This is a genomic window from Salinimicrobium tongyeongense, assembly GCF_026109735.1.
GTDB lineage: Bacteria > Bacteroidota > Bacteroidia > Flavobacteriales > Flavobacteriaceae > Salinimicrobium > Salinimicrobium tongyeongense.
This window is the reverse complement of record NZ_CP069620.1, coordinates 2,833,279-2,851,347: the sequence shown is the minus strand read 5'-3', so window position 1 is coordinate 2,851,347 and position 18,069 is coordinate 2,833,279. Positions and strand designations below refer to the sequence as shown.

Sequence of the window (18,069 nt, the reverse complement as noted above, 5' to 3'; positions counted from 1 at the left end):
GGAAAGCCTTTCCCAGGCTTAAAAACCCGAAAAACTAAAACCCTTTCAGGATCCAAAACCCTGAAAGGGTTGAAAACAGAATAACCTCATGACCAACAACAGGATTACCCGACTCTTCAATATACAATACCCTATTATACAGGCCGGAATGATTTGGGCCAGCGGCTGGAAACTTGCCAGCGCAGTGAGCAACGAAGGGGGACTGGGAATTATTGGCGCAGGCTCTATGTACCCGGAAGTACTAAGGGAACATATCCAAAAATGTCAAAAAGCAACCTCTTTTCCTTTCGCGGTAAATGTGCCCATGCTCTACCCTAACCTGGAAGAGATCATGGAGATCATCATTGAAGAAGGGGTTAAAATCGTGTTCACTTCTGCCGGAAACCCAAAGACCTGGACGCCACACCTTCAGGAAAAAGGGATAAAAGTGGTACATGTGGTGAGCAGTGTAAAATTTGCCCTTAAAGCCGAAGCCGCCGGGGTGGATGCAGTAGTGGCCGAAGGTTTTGAAGCAGGAGGACACAACGGAAGGGATGAGACCACCACCTTCACCCTTATTCCCATGGTGAGGGAACAAATTAAAATTCCGCTTATAGCCGCAGGAGGTATCGCGACAGGGCGCGGCATGCTGGCCGCCATGGTTTTGGGAGCCGATGCCGTACAGGTAGGCAGCAGGTTTGTTGCCAGCCACGAAGCTTCTTCGCACCCAAAGTTCAAGGAAATGGTGGTGCAGGCAAAAGAAGGCGATACGGTGCTTACTTTAAAAGAACTCGCCCCTGTAAGACTGCTCAAAAACCGCTTTTTTGAGCAGGTAACAGCACTCTACTCTACCAGCCCCTCCAGAGATCAACTTATAGAACTACTGGGGCGTGCAAGGGCCAAAAAAGGTATGTTTGAAGGGGATTTAGACGAAGGGGAACTCGAAATAGGACAGATTTCCGGCTTAATCCACGATATTAAGCCCGCAGCCGAAATCATACAGGATATGCTAAAGGAATTTAATGAAGCCAAAGCCGAAGTAGCCGGCTTTTAAGAAGAAAATACTTCCAGTTCTTTCAACTCTTCAGCAACATAATTTTGCCACTCAAGCTGGGCTTCTTTCTTCATGCTGTGCCTGGTCTCCCTGTCAAATTTTTGCTGCATGAGCGCCCGCTGCTTTTCAACATCTTGATAGATTTTCTGTAAAGCAGGTTTCACTTCCCTGCTCTTTTTGAAATCGAATTCTGTAAGGGCTTTCCGAAGTTTTCGGGCGTGTAGTTCGGTGATGTCAAAATGCAGCTGCTCGTGCGCCAGGAGATGGGCAGAAGCACTGCCTTTCACCCATGACCTGTGAGGGTTGAAGAACGACTCTACTTCAAAATGGTATTCTTTTCCTAAAACAGAGGTCTTCAGCGACCAGGAATAAGAAATCCCCGAACTGGTATTTGCCGAAAAAGGACTGTTAGGATCTGGCGCTGCCTGAAAATTTTCCCAGGTGAGGGCATTTTCTACCCACCCCATTCTTGCATCTTCTTCCTGCGCCTGAATTCCGAAGGAAACTAACAGGATTAAAAGGCTATTCAGCAATAGTTTTTTCATAGTGAAAACTGATGTCCAGAACGATATCGGGATGCAGACTGTACAGCACCGGACAAGTCTCTGCTGCACGCTCCAGGATCTTCCTGTTTTTCTCGTCATAGGAAGCCGGGAAGGAAATTGCAACTTTTATGCCCGAAATACGCCTGGGATCGGCAGCCATACTTTTGGTGATCGCGGCAGTGGTCCCTTCCACGTTCAACCCCAGGTCCCGGGCTTTGATTCCCACAATGGTGAGCATACAACTCCCCAAGGCAGTAGCAACGGTATCGGTTGGGGAAAAGGCCTCCCCCTTTCCCTGGTTGTCAACCGGGGCATCTGTAATGAAGGTGTTATTGCTTTGAATATGTTCGCACCGGGTTCTCAGGTCGCCCAGGTAAGTTACTTTTGAAGTCATTATCTAACTACTTTTAAGTTAAGGTCTTTTCCGTAAGATAAAATATAGACGGAGTTATTGATATAGCCACCATCGGGACGAAGCTCGTAGCTAAATTTGTTCTCTACATACTGGGTTGCGCTGTCGTTCTTTACAGATTCATAAAGGTTTTCGGCCGAAGCCAGCCTTAACAGCACATCATAGGTCACGTCAAAACCTCTTACCGCTGCGGAATTAGGCACTACTCCATATTTTTCAACGTACTTTTGTATGAAATCCCGGTTCTTTTCAGGATCAAAAGCACGGTCTACAGAAGGGTAATGGAAATTGAGCTTTCCTAAATGGCTGTTCGAAATATTGTCACTTTCAAAAGATTTGTTCCTGTCTGTAGTCAGAAGCGTGATCTTGTAAGAATCGGCAAGCGAATTTAAATATGAAGTGGCATTACTCAGCACCCCAATCTTGTCAGATTCAAGGATGATCCAGTTGGGGCGGGTTTTATCTAAAGCCCCCGCCACCTGCGCCTGGTTGATGTAACCACCTTCTGAAGGAGTTACCAGCCTGGCTGAAGGGAAAGCAGCAGAAAGCCTTCTCCTGGTCTCGCCCGCACTTCCGTCGGCAATGATCACCAGGTTCTTACCTGCCGAATTATCTGAAATAAATGTGATCATGGCTTCCCGCAACATTTCATCTGTAGGCCGGGCCTGCAGGTAATTGTCGAGCGCAGTGATCTGTTTTTTGGAAAGCGGTGAAACCACGGGAATATTCCTTCGTTCCAAACCTCTTGCGGCAGTCTCTACGGTAGACTGTAAAAGTGGCCCAATTACCGCATCAACATCATTAAAGTTTTCGGTATTGAGCAGCAGGTTCACTTTCCCCGGATTCTGTTCAGTGTCTAACACCCTGAGATCTGTAGAGATCCCGATGGTTTTAGCCGAATCTACCGCCATCAAAACACCCGAATAGAAATCAAGCGACAGCTGCATCACCTGGTCTTTCTTGATCCTATCGGCATAATTATCGGAAGTATCGGTCACCACAAGTTTGTTCTTGTTGAAAGGCAACATCAGCACCAGGTTCTTTGTGCTGTAGTTATTCATCTTTCGCTCCAGGTTCACGAATTCTTCAGCTTCATACTCGCCAACACCTTCAGTAAGCTCAATATTCGGGATCTTAAGCACCATGCCCGATTTCAAACCATCGGCCAATGCCGGGTTCAGTGACACCAGCGAATCGCGACTAATTCCGAAGCGACGGGTAAGGCTAAAAATGGTTTCCTGCGGCTGTACCTGGTAGTATTTGAAAAGTTTTCCATCCACATCAACCACTTTCTCCACATTGCCGTTCCTTACGGTGATGACCATCCCGGGCTGCAGGTTCTGCATATTAGGGTTAAGCCGTTGTAAATCGGCAATGGTGATGTTGTATTTTCTGGAAATTCCGTAAAGGGTTTCCTGCGGAAGCACCACGTGTTCCTTCACGCTTAGGTCAAAAATATTTGAAGGAGAGGGTGAAGGGTCGGGCTTCTGCGTTAGCGCAGCAGGGCTGCTTTCAGGAATCCTGATCTTTTCCCCTCTTCTAAGTTCTTCGGAATAAAGATGCTTATTGAACCTTTTAATATCTTCAATGCTCACGTTATATTCCTGCGAAAGGCTAAAAAGGGTCTCTTTTCGCTTCACGCGATGCATGACGAATTTTTGACCTTCCTGCCCTGAAGCCTGGATATTATCCTGAGCCCCAGCATTTATGGGCACTACCAGCTTTCCTTCCGGTTCTATTCCGCGGCGGGCATCAGGATTGTATTTAAAAAGGGTTTCTTCAGAAATATTGTACTGCCTGGCAATCTCCTGTGTAGTTTCCCCTCTTTTTACAATGTGGTATTTGTACTGCTGTGCAAACGCCTGCAAGGCAAACATTTGTAAAAAGAGGAAAAGAACTGCAATTTTTTTCATAGGTCATTGTTTATTCCCACTCAATAGTGGCAGGCGGTTTGGAACTTATGTCATATACTACCCTATTAACGCCCTTAACTCTGTTAATTATTGTATTGGATGTCTTTTGTAAAAAATCATAAGGCAAATTCACCCAGTCGGCAGTCATCCCGTCGGTAGATTCTACCGCACGCAGGGCAACCACTTTTTCATAGGTTCTTTCATCGCCCATTACCCCTACTGAGTTCACCGGTAAAAGGATCGCACCTGCCTGCCAAACCTTGTCATACAGCATCCATTCTTTTAATCCGTTTATAAATATGGCATCCACTTCCTGTAAAATACGAACTTTCTCGGGCGTGATATCTCCAAGGATCCTTATGGCAAGCCCCGGCCCCGGGAAAGGATGCCTGCCCAGCAGCTCCTTATCGATCTCCAGCTCTGCCCCCACTCTTCTCACCTCATCCTTAAACAACATCCTCAAAGGCTCAACCACCTTAAGTTTCATATAAGCCGGAAGGCCTCCCACATTGTGGTGAGATTTTATGGTCACCGAAGGCCCGTTCACCGAAACAGATTCAATTACATCGGGATAAATGGTGCCCTGTGCCAGGTACTTTACATCCTTTATGCGGTGGGCCTCATCATCAAAAACATCGATAAAGGTCTTTCCTATCGCCTTCCGCTTCCCTTCAGGGTCTGAGATCCCTGCCAGGGCTTCCAAAAAACGTGCCGAAGCATCAACCCCTTTTACGTTTAGCCCCATGTGCTTGTACTGGTCGAGCACACTTTCAAATTCATTCTTTCTTAACAGGCCGTTATTTACAAAGATGCAGTAAAGGTTCTTGCCAATGGCTTTATGCAGCAGTACGGCGGCAACGGTAGAATCTACGCCTCCGCTTAGCCCCAATACCACTTTATCGTCGCCAATTTGCTTCTTAAGGTCGGCTACCGTCATGTCTACAAAAGCTTCGGGCGTCCATTCCTGTTCAACTTTTGCGATATTTACAAGAAAGTTTTCCAAAAGTTGCTTTCCATCTGTGGAGTGGTAAACTTCGGGATGGAACTGGATGGCGTAAGTTTCTTCACCATCAATGCGGTAAGCAGCATTTAACACATCGGGCGTACTTGCCAGCCTAACCCCATTTTGGGGCAGTTCTTTAATGGTATCACTGTGGCTCATCCATACCTGTGAGTTTTCAGTAATATGGGCAAACAAGGCTTCACCATCTTTGATCACCGAAAGATTTGCGCGGCCGTATTCCCTTATTTCTGAAGCTTCCACTTTTCCGCCGTTAAAATGCGCCAGATATTGCGCACCATAACATACGGCCAGGACCGGAAGCTGTTTCCTGATCCTGGAAAGATCGGGATGTGGCGCATCTTCTGCTCTCACAGAAAAAGGGCTTCCCGAAAGTATTACAGCCTTAAAACCTGAAAGCTCATTTGGAATCTTGTTGAAGGGGTGGATCTCGCAGTAAATATTGAGTTCTCGAACCCGGCGGGCAATCAATTGTGTGTATTGAGAGCCGAAATCTAAAATAAGGACGTTGTTGTGCATGCGCAAAAATAGGAATTTGAGGTAAAATTAACCCCTGTGCCGACTTATTTTATATCTTTAAAAATAAAATCGTTTACACAACGCCCTATGAAATACATCGCCCCCATTTTCGTATCGGTCGCCATAGTACTGGCTGCCTACATTGCCGGAAATTTTTACCTGAAAAGGGCCACTCCTCCCGGTGTGATCGCAGTGACCGGATCGGGGAGTGAAGATTTCACTTCAGACCTTATTGTATGGGAAGGTACTTTTTCACAAACCAGCATGCAACTGCAGGCGGCTTTCGAGAGGCTTAACGACGACAAAGAAACCGTGAGGCAATACCTTATTTCAAAAGGAATAGACGAGAAAAATATTGTTTTCAACTCGGTTCAGACCACCGAGCTTAGGGAAGCACAATACCAAAACGGCAATTACGTGGGGGAAATCTTTAAAGGTTACCAGCTTCAGCAAACCGTAAAAATCGAATCTACAGATGTACCTATGGTTGAAAAAGTGTCGCGTGAGATCACCGAACTTTTGCAAAAAGGCGTGCAGTTCAACTCCACTCCGCCGCGATATTACTACACAAAATTAAGTGACCTCAAGATCCAGATGATCCAGGCCGCCACAGAAGATGCCCGCATAAGGGCCGAAAAGATCGCCGAAAACAGCGGCAGTGAACTGGGCTCTCTGCGCAGTGCCGATCTTGGCGTTTTCCAGATCATTGGCCAGAACAGCGGCGAAAGCTTCACCTGGGGCGGTGCCTATAATACCGCCGATAAGAAGAAAACAGCCTCGGTGACCATGAGGCTGGAGTTTGAAATCGATTAGAAAAATCCGCACTTATACCTGAAAAATACCTTCTGAAAATGCCATTTTTGGCAGCCCGTACCGCAGCAGCTTATTGTTTCCTGAAGTAGGCTTTCCCGCTTAAAAACAGGAGCACTAAAGGAAGCAGGGCTATGGGGCTGTATTCTTCCCTACCCAAAATGCTCACAATCACAAGAAGTAAAGCAATTGTGGCGATCATTAAATTATCGAAAGTGGTTTTGGTCATTTAAATATTTTCTGATGTTTAAAATTACACTATTTCGGCAATACCCGTTATTTACGGTGAACTTATGTTTCAGCCAATTTTCTTATTTCATTTTTAATATCGACAATACTCTCAAGTCTATTTTTGGATCTTTTATAAAAATCGTCGTAATCCAATTGATTTAAATAATACGGACCTTCATCTGTTTCATAGCAACTCTTCCAAAATTGAAGTGCTATTTTTAAAGTTATTTTTGAAAAATCATTAATTTTTTCTAACCAATCATCTGGTTTCATCCAAATTGGTTCTTTCGTAGGTGAAAAGTGAACAGATGAATTTCTTAGGTTTTCGTATACATTAAAAAACTCGTTAACAAAGAATTCCGTTTGTGCGTTATCTGTAGTAATTAATATTACTTTTTTATCTTTTCTAATTATTCTCTGGAATTTTTCAAGTTTTTGTCGAAGAGAAATATGTCTTCCATTTTTTAAACCTTCTAAAATCTCCTTTTCATTAGGATTCAAACGGTCTATGTTATTTTTTCTATAACTATATCCAACACTATTTACAAATCCTTCTAAAAATGCATAAAATGAAATAATTCCTAGTCGTGCATAAGACGAAATTTCAAATTTAATATCTGATATATTTCTATAAGTATTTTTATCAAATTCGATTCTATCTGCTGCAATTTGTTTTATTTTTTCTTTCTCTGCATACGTGTTTAGTAAATCATAATATTTATGTGCTTCAATAAGAACGTGAAAAGCATCTTTTAGTAGAAAATCTTCTTCTACACCACCAAATCCTTTATGAGCAACTAATCCTATCTTGAAGTGGTAAGGAACGTCTTTGTACAATTTCAACTCATCAATATTCATTAGTTCATTTAACCATCCGAATGTGACTCCATTTTGAAATGGATTTTTATCGTTTTTGAAACAACTATTCCAAGAATCAGCAATTTCATCTACGCTTTTTTTTGGCGGAAATCTTAATTGAAATTGTTCAACTATCTTTGAAAGATAGCTGTCGATTTCTTCAATTTTTTCAGTTATTTCTTCTTTTGGTGATTCTTTAAAGAATGAATGAGTACTAATAACAATATCTTTGATTTTAGACCAATCAGAAATTGGATCTAATGCAGCCATTAATTGAAGATATACAGCTTTATTGAAAGTTAGATTTACTTGTTTTTCTATATTTTTCATCAAGGAAAAAATTGGCTGTAATGTTCTCGGCTAAGAAACGTAGGGCTTTCGGAGCGATTATCTGTCCACCGAAACCGAAGTTTGCTAGGTAAACGAACCTTGCTGAAAGCCTTATCTGCCCTATGTTTTCTTAGCCATTGTGCCTGTTGCACAAGATACCAGAAAATGCTAATTTTCTGATATGCAAGGCAAGAAAAATTATCAGGAAAAACTCTTCACTTCCTTCCGTCTCAGTGACCGGATCCCAAAAGAAAATTTTTACCGACGTTTAAAAGAAGCCCTGAACCTGGAGTTTCTTTATCCGCTTACGCAAAAGTTCTACGGAGATAGTGGACAGAAAAGCATTGATCCGGTGGTCTTTTTTAAAATCTGCCTGGTGGGATATTTAGAGAACATTACTACGGATCGTGGGGTAATGAACCATTGTGCAATGCGGTTGGACATCCTCTATTTCCTGGGATATGATGTGGATGAAGAACTGCCCTGGCACAGTACCATCAGCCGTACCCGGCAGCTTTTTCCTGAAGATATCTTTGAGGAAGTTTTTACCAAAGTTTTAAAGCTGTGTATTGAAGTCGGATTGGTAACCGGGCACACCCAGGCAATTGATTCCGCTCCTGTAAAAGCCAATGCTTCCATGGACAGCCTGGAGATCAAAGTCCCGGCAGAAGACCTCGAGGAGCATCTTTCCAAGGTGCGTGTACAAAGCAGCAGGGATCGCAAAGCCAAAGGGAACAAAGCCCCTGAAAAACAGCAGAAGATCACAGCAAGTAAGAAAGAGCTTCAGGAAATCAAAAGCCGGAACAAGAAATGGAGCGAGGACCAGGACATGCGCCCCGGGGCCAAAAACAAAGGCAGCAAGTACACCAGCAACAAAACCCATTACAGCCCAACAGATCCCGATGCCAGGATAAGTGTCAAACCCGGGAAGGCCAGAAAACTGAACTACCTGTGTAACCTGGCGGTAGATATTGAAGCACACGTTATCACTGATGTACGGGCATACCACGCAGACAAGAAAGACACCAAATACCTACAGGATACTGCCGCAAGACTCAACAGGCGCTTGCGCCGGGAAGGTTTGATCTGGGAGAATGTATTGGCAGATGCCGGTTACAGCAGTGGGGAAAATTACGCATACTTTGAGAAAAAAGGACTGACCACATACATCCCGCCGCACGGGACCTACAAAGGCGGGCCTGAAGGATTTGAGTATATTAAAGAAGGTAATTACTGGCTGTGCCCACAGGGCAAGAAAGTTACCTTCCGGAAGCAGAAAATGGAAAATGGTAATCTAAAGGACAATTATTTTACCACACGGGCCGATTGTAAAGGCTGTCCTATAAAAACGGACTGCATTGGCAAAAGCCATGAAAAAAGGATCAACATTACTGCCTACCGGGAGGAATACGATAGGAACATTGAACGGGTAAAGACCAGGCGCGGCCGCTATATGAAAGCCAAACGCCAAAGCACTGTAGAACCTGTTTTTGGTACACTAAAGGAATTCCTGGGGCTTCGGAAGGTGAATACCATTGGGATCAGGCAAGCAAATAAATGTATGCATCTGGCCGCCATTGCTTACAACCTCAAAAAATACCTGAAATTCAAAGCGAAGAAGGTGAAATCCGGAGCAGAGCAGCTCGCTTGGCTCCTTCAACCAAAAACCTACTACAGGAATCTCACAGTTCAATTTTAAGGAACCTGAATTTCGTTCACAGCCAATCCAATCCATAAAAGAAAAACCGCTTAAAGCGGCTTATTTGTAGCGGGAATTCAAAAAATTATTGGCTTGTGCAACGGTTACCATTGTTGGGAGTAATTAATCTGCAGATCCTTGGATTATTTTTAATTCATTTCGATATAAAAATGGTATCCAATATCTAGGAGATTGTTTAGTACCTTTTTCTTCAAAGAATCCAATTAGATTTAATTCTTGAGCAATTTTTTTTGCTTCCTCCAATTCAACCTTCCAAAGGTTAGCCAATGTCTCGGGAGTATGTTCAGCCTTTTCAGCTTCAAGCTTCTCAATCCAGTTTCTTAGTTTCGGATATTCGGCATAGATTGTCTGTTCTAATCTAACCTTGGATACTTTATCTAATGCTCTTTTTAGGGCAACAGGTGCAAAAAGAGACTTACTATCTCCCTTATCTTCACCAATCGCTACTAAATTGATCTGTTCTGAAATCGTTTCATTAAGCAAATGAATCAATTCTCTCGGGGCAACAATATTCAGCCCATCTCGAACTCTAGAAAGTATCCAGTCAAGAGTACGTGGTTTTTTGGCTCCTTGATCAACTTGATCTGGAAATAATTGGTAGAAAAGAGCTTCTTGTTTATCAAAATCACTTAAAACATCTTCCCTTTCGACATCATAATGCTTAATTATATCTTCATTATTTAGTGCTCTAGAGATTATTAGGTTCAGAAGCGATTCTCTAGTCCATGTAATTGTTACAGTCTTAGTTATGTGACTCGCCTCTCTAAAGCCTTGCTTTGTTATTCTTCTCCATATATCATCTCGAAGGAAAATTTTTAACTCAATATTGCCATATGGTTTTAGATCATTATAAACTATAAATAAGGCTTTTAAAGCATTCGTTTCTAAATCAAGGTTCTCAGAAAACGCTACATCTAACCTATCAATCAAAATCCATAATGAGATTTCATTTTTGATTAGTGTCTCATTAAGAAGTTCATACAAAGATTCAACTGAAACAATTCCAGCTTTTCGTTCCGCTGTATTTGGTTCTCTGAAAGAAACCTTCATGCTTAACCCTGAAGGAAGTCCAGTAGCTTCATTCAAATCAATTCCAGGTTGAAGTGACTCAATATTTCCAAAACTCTTAACATAATCCATACAGGTTTTTAGGATAGACCTTAAGTTAGTTTCAGGCGGTTTTAATCCTGAACTCTCAAGAGATCTTCCAATTTTTTTTATGTTTTCATCATTGATCCCCCAATCAAGGAGAATTGAATTAGTTATAATAAGGAAATATAGTTTCCATAATCGGACAAATTCCTTTTCACTAGTTGGTGGATTTAGAGTGAGGCCTTTGAAAACAGTATTCCCTCTCGGATTTTCAGCAGAAGTAATCAGTACATTCTTATTGAAAAAAAGATCGTCAACCTCACCTTCCAGAATGGAGTAAATAGCACTTTTCCCACTTCCTTTGGGTCCATAAATCACATCAGTCTTGCCGTTATAGACTTGTGACCAAATATGTGTTGATACAAAGTATCCCTTTAGCTTGGTGCTTTCGTCTTCAGCAATTCTTTCACCAAAAGTTAACTTCTCCAATAATTCAAGCTTATCCATATCTGAAAATTTTAATTACTCCCAACAATCTATAAAACAACAAGCTCTTTTGATTATCCAACGTCTATAAGGGATAATAACAAACCCTGCTGCGCCTTCAGTAAAGCTATTAAATATTTGTTAAAGAAGCTTACGGGAATCCGTAAAACAACTCTCATTATCAAGGGTTTTTAGGAAGATAGTTGGTAAATTCCTTACAAAATGACATTTTTGAAGGGTTTTTAGGGGTACCGATGAAATTTCAGGCTTTCAGCCTCAGCTTCAGGGAATTCATAACGTATTCTTAAAAAGAAAGTCCGGTGGCCTTAGAAGAGATTTTAAAAGTCAGACAGGTTTCAGCAAAAGAACAGGCAGATTTTAGGGGAGAATGCATCAGGTTTGCTTCCGGCTAAAAAGAATACTTCAGCAGGGATTGGCCTTCAATATAAAAGCTGAGACTTCCGAAGAAATGCTGGTTTCAGGAATTATTAAGTGCCAAAAATGGCATTTCAGAAGAGGTGCTTCCGTAGCTATTTTAGGCCTGGTTCATGAGTTGCTGCTGCACCCAAACACTAAATGCCGTTTCGTTCACGCGGATGATGATGATAGCTGCCGCGCCAATACCCACCAGCCACCAGGAATATTTTTCGCGCTTTATCTGTATCCCGGCTATGGTTCCCAAAATAAGAAAAGGCAGCATTAGAAGCAGGTTGGGCACGAGCCAGGCACCGCCAAAAATAACGACTGCTTTCATGAAAATAAAAAAGATGCTGTAGATGAGGATGATCTTGGTGAGGATCACCAAATTGCGTTGTGACATATTACCTGTAATTCTTTGGGGGCTTGCGGGCATAGCTTAGCTGCTCAAAAGCATAGCCCATATTTAAAAGCTTATACTCTTCAAAAGCTTTGGCGATAAGCGTAATGCTCTTAGGCTCTCCCGAGGCCTCATAACCTGCAGGAACGGCCAGCGCCGGATATTTAGCCACGGCTGCATAGGCCGCGTGATAGTTGTTAATTGAAGCCACGGCATCAAGATTGTGCTTTTGCATGGGCACATCAAAAAAGCTTCTCCCTTTATCGCGCAGTTGCGCTACAATTTTCTCAAGTTGGGCAGCACTGGTAGTATCGGCCACAATAGCTTCAAAAAGCTGCTGCCCGTAGGGCGCCCTTAGCAGGCTGTCTTCTTTATTATAGGCTACGATCTCATCTACACTGCCAAAGGCCACCTGCTTTCCTGCGGCGGTATTTAAATAGGCCGGAAGATCTTTTTTCATATCGGCATTGAGCAGGCTGAGGAAGTTGTTGAGCGGCACTTCTTCGGCTTCAAATTCCACGATCACGGCCCCGCCTTCCTTCAGGGTTTGAATGGCCTTGTTGTAAATGGAATCCTGCATGAGGGATTTCATTACCCCTATCCTTTTTCCGTTTAAAGCATCAGGAGAAAGAGCTTTTACGTAATCTTCATTTGCCGCCACAGATACTGTGTCTTTTGGATCTTTGCCGGTAAGGGCGTTGAGCAAAATGGCGGTATCGATCACGTATTTGGTCATGGGGCCGGGCGTATCGAGGGTTTCGGAAATAGGAACAATACCGCTGCGACTCAGTAAACCGACAGTTGGTTTTAAACCTACCACCGCATTTTTAGCCGCGGGGGAAATTATGGAGCCGGCAGTTTCGGTACCAACGGCGGCCACTGCATAGTTTGCGGCAACGGCTACGCCACTTCCCGAACTGGAGCCCCCGGTTTCAAATTCTTTCCTTCCGTAGGGGTTTAAGGTTTGTCCACCCACGGCGCTATAGCCCAAAGGGCAGCCATCACAAAAGTAGTAGGCCCATTCACTGAGGTTGGCCTTGCCTAAAATAAGTGCGTTATGCTGCTCCAACCTATCTACAATAAAGGCATTTTTGGCAGGTATGTTGTTGGCAAGGGCAATGGCCCCGGCGGTAGTTGTGAGCCCGGCAGTATTGATGTTGTCTTTTAGAAGCACCGGCATGCCATACACGGAATTCTCGATACCTGCAGGAATTCCGCGCTTATCGAGTTCCCTGGCCCGGTTTACCACATTGGGGTTCAAAGCAATTATCGCATTTAGCGAAAGCTCATTGTTGCTTTCCAGCTCCCTGATGCGGTAGATATAGAAAAGCGTAAGATCGGTATAGGTGAGTCGGCCGTTCTTCACCGCGCGTTGCAGTTCGGGGATGCTTCTTTCGAAGATGAGCGGCTTTAAAGATTCGTACTTCCTGGCAGAAAAATTGGCAAGATCCTTTTCAAAAGGCTTCCATATTTCGTTTTTGTCGAGGTACTTTGAATTAATAAGCCTGAACCTCATTCTTTCGAGCTCGTGAGAGGTCTGCTCCTCGAGTTCGGCAGTTTCATCTTCAGGCTGCCACACCAGGGCCTCCTTAGCCTCTTTGTCTTCTCCCGTTTTTAGGCCACAGGAGATAAAAACCAGCGGGAGCAGACAAAGAAAGAGGAGCTGCTTCATGAACACCGATTTATTTTTTAAAGAAAGAGTCTACGAATTCATATTTATTGAAAACCTGCAGGTCTTCAACGCCCTCTCCCACCCCGATGTACTTCACCGGAATCTGGAACTGGTCGCTGATACCTATCACCACCCCTCCTTTTGCGGTACCGTCTAATTTGGTCACCGCGAGGGAAGTCACCTCGGTAGCTGCAGTAAATTGTTTGGCCTGTTCAAAGGCATTTTGCCCGGTAGAGCCGTCGAGTACCAGCAGCACTTCGTGCGGGGCGTTGTCTACCACCTTCTGCATCACCCTTTTGACTTTGCTAAGCTCGTTCATGAGGTTCACCTTGTTGTGAAGGCGGCCTGCAGTATCAATGATCACCACATCGGCCTGCTGTTTAACGGCACTCTGCACCGAATCAAAAGCTACCGAAGCCGGGTCACTGCCCATGCTTTGCTTTACGATAGGCACCCCTACCCTGTCGGCCCAAACCTGTAACTGGTCTATAGCCGCCGCCCGGAAAGTATCGGCTGCACCAAGCACCACTTTTTTTCCTTCTTTCTGAAACTGGTAAGCCAGTTTCCCGATAGTGGTGGTCTTGCCAACACCATTTACGCCAACTACCATGATCACATAAGGTTTTTTATCGGCAGGCACATAGAAGTCGGTAGCTTCGCCCGAGTTGGTTTCCGAGAGCAGGGCGGCAATTTCTTCGCGCAAGATCCTGTTAAGCTCATCGGTACCCAGGTACCTGTCGCGGGCCACCCGTTCTTCAATGCGTTTAATGATTTTTACGGTAGTACCCACGCCCACATCGCTGCTCACCAATACATCTTCGAGGTCATCGAGAACCTCGTCATCAACTTTAGATTTCCCGGCCACGGCCTTACCCAGTTTGGAAAAGAAATCGTTTTTGGATTTTTCGAGCCCTTTATCAAGGGTTTCCTTCTTCTCCCGGGAGAACATTTTCTTAAATAAACTCATTATACGGTCTGGTCTTTATTTGAACAATTGGCTGCAAATATAAGAGAGCTAGCCGGGGTAAATATACACAAAAACAAAAAGCCGTCCCGATAGCTACCGGGACGGCTTTTGTATATTTTGAAAATAACTTATTTCTTGTTCAGGAAGTCATTTACCATTTCAGGGGCCATAATAGCTTCCTGGAAAGTATAGGCGCCGGTCTTTGGAGATTTAACCATCTTAATAGCTTTAGTTAACCTCTTTGATCCTGTCTGTAATGTTGCTACTGATTTCTTTGCCATGACTTAATTATTTTATTTCTTTATGAACCGTCATCTTCTTTAGGATAGGGTTGAATTTCTTCAACTCCATTCTATCTGGCGTGTTCTTTTTGTTTTTTGTTGTGATATATCTTGAAGTTCCTGGTTTTCCAGAAGCTTTGTGCTCTGTACACTCTAATATAACCTGAACTCTGTTACCTTTCTTTGCCATTTTACTGCGTCTTAAATGTTAAGGATTACTTATTTAAAAAACCCTTTTCCCTTGCTTCTTTGATTACAGCCGAAATTCCCTTCTTATTAATATTTTTAATAGCAGAAGTAGACACTTTTAAAGTGATCCATTTATCTTCTTCAGGGATAAAAAAACGTTTTTTAACCAAATTGGCGTCAAATTTACGTTTTGTCTTGTTCATCGCGTGGGAAACATTGTTTCCTACCATTGCTTTCTTACCTGTAAGTTCACAAACTCTTGACATTGCTCTATACTTTAACTCGTTATTTCAAAACAGGCTGCAAATTAACGATTTTTTTACCTAATAGCCAATAGCAGATGAAAATATTTTTTCTGAAGTTAGTTTTTCAGTTCAACTCCTGAAATCTCCCTCAAAAATGCCATTTTTGGAACTTCTGTCAAAGACCTGTTTTACTTTTCTTCGGAAGACCACCTGGTGAAGAACTGTCTAAGCCGGAAATTTGCATCCAAACTTACTGAAAATGACCTTTCCCCGATGCGGATGGCGCGGATTTGTAATTTGTGACGATTAAAATTCCTGCATCTGTGACAACCCATTCAATTAACAATGAGCAGGAAGGGATTGGGTCGGAAATGCTACGAAGGCTGTAGTATGTAGCCACAGCACCTGTATTTCGTCCCTAGCGGGACGAGTGTAGCCTTACTTCTTTATTTTACCGATATATTGTCCCTAACGGGACATTTGTTTTTTCTGAAATGTAAGAATCCCGATGGCGCCCTTTTGTAATCTTTGCCGCATCTAAGTCAACTGTGATTAAAACAGTCTTAGAAAGTTTAAAAAGCTAACTACTTATAGAAAACCTACAAGCTCAAAAAAAGACCTTGCAGGTTAGCATCATTTTTTAATCCAGAAAACAAGAAAATATTTGTGAATTTGTGGCAAAAAGAACTACGGTTTTCAAATCGCACTTCGTAAATCTAACTTCTAACTTCCCCGGTGATTTCCTTCAGGATCATTTCGAAAGCTTGTTGCACTGTTTGTTTTACCACCTGGTCCCGATTGTTGCCAAAAATGAACTTTTTGGAATAGACTTTCCCGGGTGCGGCAAGGCCAATGTAGACTGTACCTACCTCGGCATCGCTGTCGCCTTTGGTAGGGCCGGCATTTCCGGTAGTTGACAGGGCATAGTCGGTTTTAAAGAATTTCCTGGCGTTTTTAGCCATAGCCTCGGCCACCTCGGCACTTACTACCGAGTGCTTTTCAATAAGCTCTTTTGGAACCTGCAGACGCTCTATTTTCACCTGGGTAGCATACGAGACCATCCCGCCTTTAAAACAGGCAGATGCCCCGGGATGGGTGGTAAATTCGGCTGCAAGGGCGCCCCCGGTACAACTTTCGGCTGCCGAGAGGAACTTCTTTTGAGAAGAAAGCAACTTGCTTATCTGCACTGCAATCTTTTCGTCCTCCTCCTGCTCATCGGCAATAATATCGCCCAAGAGCTCATAAAGCCCTTCTACTTCTTTTTCTACGGAATGTATCAGCTCCTCTTCATGATCTCCTTTGCCTGAAAGCCTTAACCTCACGCTGCCAAGATCGGGCAGGTAAGCCAGTTTGATATGTTTGGGCAAACGATCTTCCCAGGCCGCAAGTTTGTTGGCAATTGCGCTTTCGCCCTCTCCCCTGGTAAGTATGGTTTTGTGGTAAATAAAAGGGCGGTGAAACTTTTCTCTTAAACGCGGAATCACCTCAGCTTCCATAAGGTTTTTCATCTCGTAAGGCACCCCGGGCAGCGAGATATAAACTTTTTGATCCTTTTCCATCCACATGCCGGGGGCGGTGCCATAGGTGTTGTGCAGGGCAATGCTCCCGGAAGGCAGCATGGCCTGCTCGCGGTTAAGGTCAGAAATAGGGGTTTTCTTGTATTTGGAAAACAGCTCTTCTATATGGGCCAGCACTTTTTCGTTGAGCACCAGCTCATCATCAAAAAATTCAGCAAAAGTGTATTTGGTCACATCATCTTTGGTAGGCCCCAGCCCGCCGGTAAGGATCACCACACTTGCCCTTTTTGAAGCCTCTTGCAGCGCGGCAAGAATGTGCTCCCGTTCATCCTGGACAGAGGTAATCTGGTACACCGAAATCCCGATAAGATTGAGTTCCCGGGCTATAAAAGCAGAATTGGAATCTACTATCTGCCCAATGAGGATCTCATCTCCTATAGTGATAATTTCTGCAGTCATTAGAGATCAAAGTCTTCCTTGAGTTCGGCTTCGGCTTTCTTGTATTTGGCTGTGATGATACGTGAGGCCTCGTGCACCTCCTCTTGGTTCTCCCCGGCTTTTGCCCAGCTTTCCAAAATCTTGATCTGTGGCATCAGGCCAAGCCCGAACATCTGGAAGTTCGGCTTCATCTTATGAGCGTACTGATAGGCCTGCTGCGGATTATCTTGCGTCACTGCCTGATTCATCCCTTCAAGGTCTGGCGGAATTTCTTCCAGGAAAGTCTGCACCACCACCCTGACAAAATCCTGATCGCCGCCGGCCATTTCTTCAACACTCTCTAAATTGTAGTTCCTCATTTTACCTGTATTGAGAATATTTGTTGGTCTTCAATAAATCCGCTCAACTCATCATTTATTGCTACACGGCCCACCCCTGCAGGGGTTCCGGTAAAGATCACATCACCAATCTTGAGCGTAAAATATTGTGAAATATATTCAATTATTTCGTCAATTTTCCACAACATATGAGAAGTTCTTCCCTGCTGCACTATTTCGCCGTTCTTTTTTAAGCCAAAACCCACATCGTTAAGGTCTTGAAAATGGGATTTTGGAAGCCATTTTTCCCCAATCACCGCCGAGCCGTCAAAGCCTTTTGCCTTCTCCCACGGCAATCCTTTTTCCTTTAATTTCTTCTGAAGGTCTCTGGCTGTGAAATCTATACCCAAGCCTACTTCATCATAATATTTGTGCGCAAATTTCTTCTGAATATGCTTTCCGATCTTATTGATACGCACCAGCAGCTCCACCTCGTAATGGATATCATCTGAAAAAGGCGGAATAAAAAATGGCTGCTTTTTAAGAAGCACAGCCGAATCGGGTTTGAGAAAGATTACCGGTTCAGTGGGTTTTTCATTCTGAAGTTCGGCAATATGATCGGTATAATTTCGGCCTATACAGATGATCTTCATAAG

At 43.6% G+C, this 18,069-nt stretch carries 19 protein-coding genes; 3 read left to right on the top strand and 16 right to left on the bottom strand.

Translation table 11 applies throughout. The annotated features are described in order from the left end of the window. Positions 1 to 88: 88 nt before the first annotated feature. Positions 89 to 1,033 carry an NAD(P)H-dependent flavin oxidoreductase gene (locus JRG66_RS12665; protein WP_265163135.1) on the top strand — a complete coding sequence of 315 codons (945 nt, stop codon included), beginning with the start codon at positions 89 to 91 and terminating at the stop codon, positions 1,031 to 1,033. Here JRG66_RS12665 and JRG66_RS12660 read toward each other — a convergent pair. The 4 genes from JRG66_RS12660 to guaA are packed head-to-tail and all read right to left on the bottom strand — an operon-like array spanning position 1,030 to position 5,443. Further along, positions 1,030 to 1,578, bottom strand: a complete 549-nt coding sequence (locus JRG66_RS12660; protein ID WP_265163134.1) for a DUF922 domain-containing protein — start codon at positions 1,576 to 1,578, stop codon at positions 1,030 to 1,032. The genes JRG66_RS12665 and JRG66_RS12660 overlap by 4 nt on opposite strands. Further along, entirely contained in the window at positions 1,556 to 1,972 is a 417-nt protein-coding gene (locus JRG66_RS12655; RefSeq protein WP_265163133.1) for an OsmC family protein, read from the bottom strand. Before JRG66_RS12655 ends, JRG66_RS12660 begins: the two co-directional genes overlap by 23 nt. Next, positions 1,972 to 3,903: a LysM peptidoglycan-binding domain-containing protein gene (locus JRG66_RS12650; protein WP_265163132.1), complete on the bottom strand. Its 1,932-nt coding sequence runs from the start codon at positions 3,901 to 3,903 to the stop codon at positions 1,972 to 1,974. The genes JRG66_RS12655 and JRG66_RS12650 overlap by 1 nt, the downstream gene beginning before the upstream one ends. A gap of 10 nt (positions 3,904 to 3,913) precedes the next feature. Beyond that, positions 3,914 to 5,443, bottom strand: coding sequence for a glutamine-hydrolyzing GMP synthase (gene guaA, locus JRG66_RS12645; RefSeq protein ID WP_265163131.1), 1,530 nt, complete (start codon positions 5,441 to 5,443; stop codon positions 3,914 to 3,916). Positions 5,444 to 5,530: 87 nt separating this feature from the next. On the opposite strand from guaA, the gene JRG66_RS12640 reads away from it, so the two are divergent. Next, positions 5,531 to 6,256 (top strand): SIMPL domain-containing protein, encoded by a 726-nt coding sequence (locus tag JRG66_RS12640; RefSeq protein ID WP_265163130.1) that lies wholly within the window; start codon positions 5,531 to 5,533, stop codon positions 6,254 to 6,256. Positions 6,257 to 6,326: 70 nt separating this feature from the next. Here the strand turns inward: JRG66_RS12640 and JRG66_RS12635 are convergent, their stop codons facing one another. Both JRG66_RS12635 and JRG66_RS12630 read right to left on the bottom strand, forming a co-directional pair. After that, entirely contained in the window at positions 6,327 to 6,482 is a 156-nt protein-coding gene (locus JRG66_RS12635) for a hypothetical protein (RefSeq protein ID WP_265163129.1), read from the bottom strand. A gap of 62 nt (positions 6,483 to 6,544) precedes the next feature. Further along, complete coding sequence (locus JRG66_RS12630; RefSeq protein ID WP_265163128.1) at positions 6,545 to 7,672, bottom strand: hypothetical protein; 1,128 nt, start codon at positions 7,670 to 7,672, stop codon at positions 6,545 to 6,547. Between the two features lie 181 nt (positions 7,673 to 7,853). Here JRG66_RS12630 and JRG66_RS12625 point away from each other — a divergent pair, with 181 nt between their 5' ends. Further along, positions 7,854 to 9,371, top strand: a complete 1,518-nt coding sequence (locus JRG66_RS12625) for an IS1182 family transposase (RefSeq protein WP_265163127.1) — start codon at positions 7,854 to 7,856, stop codon at positions 9,369 to 9,371. Positions 9,372 to 9,494: 123 nt separating this feature from the next. Here JRG66_RS12625 and JRG66_RS12620 read toward each other — a convergent pair whose 3' ends face one another. The 10 genes from JRG66_RS12620 to JRG66_RS12575 all read right to left on the bottom strand — a co-directional run bounded on the left by JRG66_RS12620 (position 9,495) and on the right by JRG66_RS12575 (position 18,066). Further along, the gene (locus JRG66_RS12620; protein ID WP_265163126.1) at positions 9,495 to 10,991 is read right to left on the bottom strand and encodes a P-loop ATPase, Sll1717 family; all 1,497 of its coding nucleotides are present in this window, start codon (positions 10,989 to 10,991) and stop codon (positions 9,495 to 9,497) included. A 514-nt stretch (positions 10,992 to 11,505) separates the two neighbouring features. Then, positions 11,506 to 11,790, bottom strand: a complete 285-nt coding sequence (locus tag JRG66_RS12615; protein ID WP_265163125.1) for a hypothetical protein — start codon at positions 11,788 to 11,790, stop codon at positions 11,506 to 11,508. A gap of 1 nt (position 11,791) precedes the next feature. Beyond that, positions 11,792 to 13,459, bottom strand: a complete 1,668-nt coding sequence (locus JRG66_RS12610) for an amidase family protein (protein ID WP_265163124.1) — start codon at positions 13,457 to 13,459, stop codon at positions 11,792 to 11,794. A 10-nt stretch (positions 13,460 to 13,469) separates the two neighbouring features. Next, on the bottom strand, positions 13,470 to 14,426 hold the full coding sequence (gene ftsY, locus JRG66_RS12605) for a signal recognition particle-docking protein FtsY (RefSeq protein ID WP_265163123.1): 957 nt from the start codon (positions 14,424 to 14,426) through the stop codon (positions 13,470 to 13,472). Between the two features lie 128 nt (positions 14,427 to 14,554). Next, positions 14,555 to 14,707, bottom strand: coding sequence for a DUF4295 domain-containing protein (locus JRG66_RS12600; protein ID WP_265163122.1), 153 nt, complete (start codon positions 14,705 to 14,707; stop codon positions 14,555 to 14,557). Between the two features lie 7 nt (positions 14,708 to 14,714). Continuing rightward, positions 14,715 to 14,897 (bottom strand): 50S ribosomal protein L33, encoded by a 183-nt coding sequence (gene rpmG, locus JRG66_RS12595; RefSeq protein WP_093113661.1) that lies wholly within the window; start codon positions 14,895 to 14,897, stop codon positions 14,715 to 14,717. A gap of 25 nt (positions 14,898 to 14,922) precedes the next feature. After that, positions 14,923 to 15,162 carry a 50S ribosomal protein L28 gene (gene rpmB / locus JRG66_RS12590; protein WP_265163121.1) on the bottom strand — a complete coding sequence of 80 codons (240 nt, stop codon included), beginning with the start codon at positions 15,160 to 15,162 and terminating at the stop codon, positions 14,923 to 14,925. A gap of 695 nt (positions 15,163 to 15,857) precedes the next feature. Beyond that, complete coding sequence (locus tag JRG66_RS12585) at positions 15,858 to 17,117, bottom strand: competence/damage-inducible protein A (RefSeq protein ID WP_265163120.1); 1,260 nt, start codon at positions 17,115 to 17,117, stop codon at positions 15,858 to 15,860. After that, positions 17,117 to 17,455 (bottom strand): Hpt domain-containing protein, encoded by a 339-nt coding sequence (locus JRG66_RS12580; protein ID WP_265163119.1) that lies wholly within the window; start codon positions 17,453 to 17,455, stop codon positions 17,117 to 17,119. The genes JRG66_RS12585 and JRG66_RS12580 overlap by 1 nt, the downstream gene beginning before the upstream one ends. Next, positions 17,452 to 18,066: a fumarylacetoacetate hydrolase family protein gene (locus JRG66_RS12575; protein ID WP_265163118.1), complete on the bottom strand. Its 615-nt coding sequence runs from the start codon at positions 18,064 to 18,066 to the stop codon at positions 17,452 to 17,454. The genes JRG66_RS12580 and JRG66_RS12575 overlap by 4 nt, the downstream gene beginning before the upstream one ends. Positions 18,067 to 18,069 lie beyond the last annotated feature (3 nt).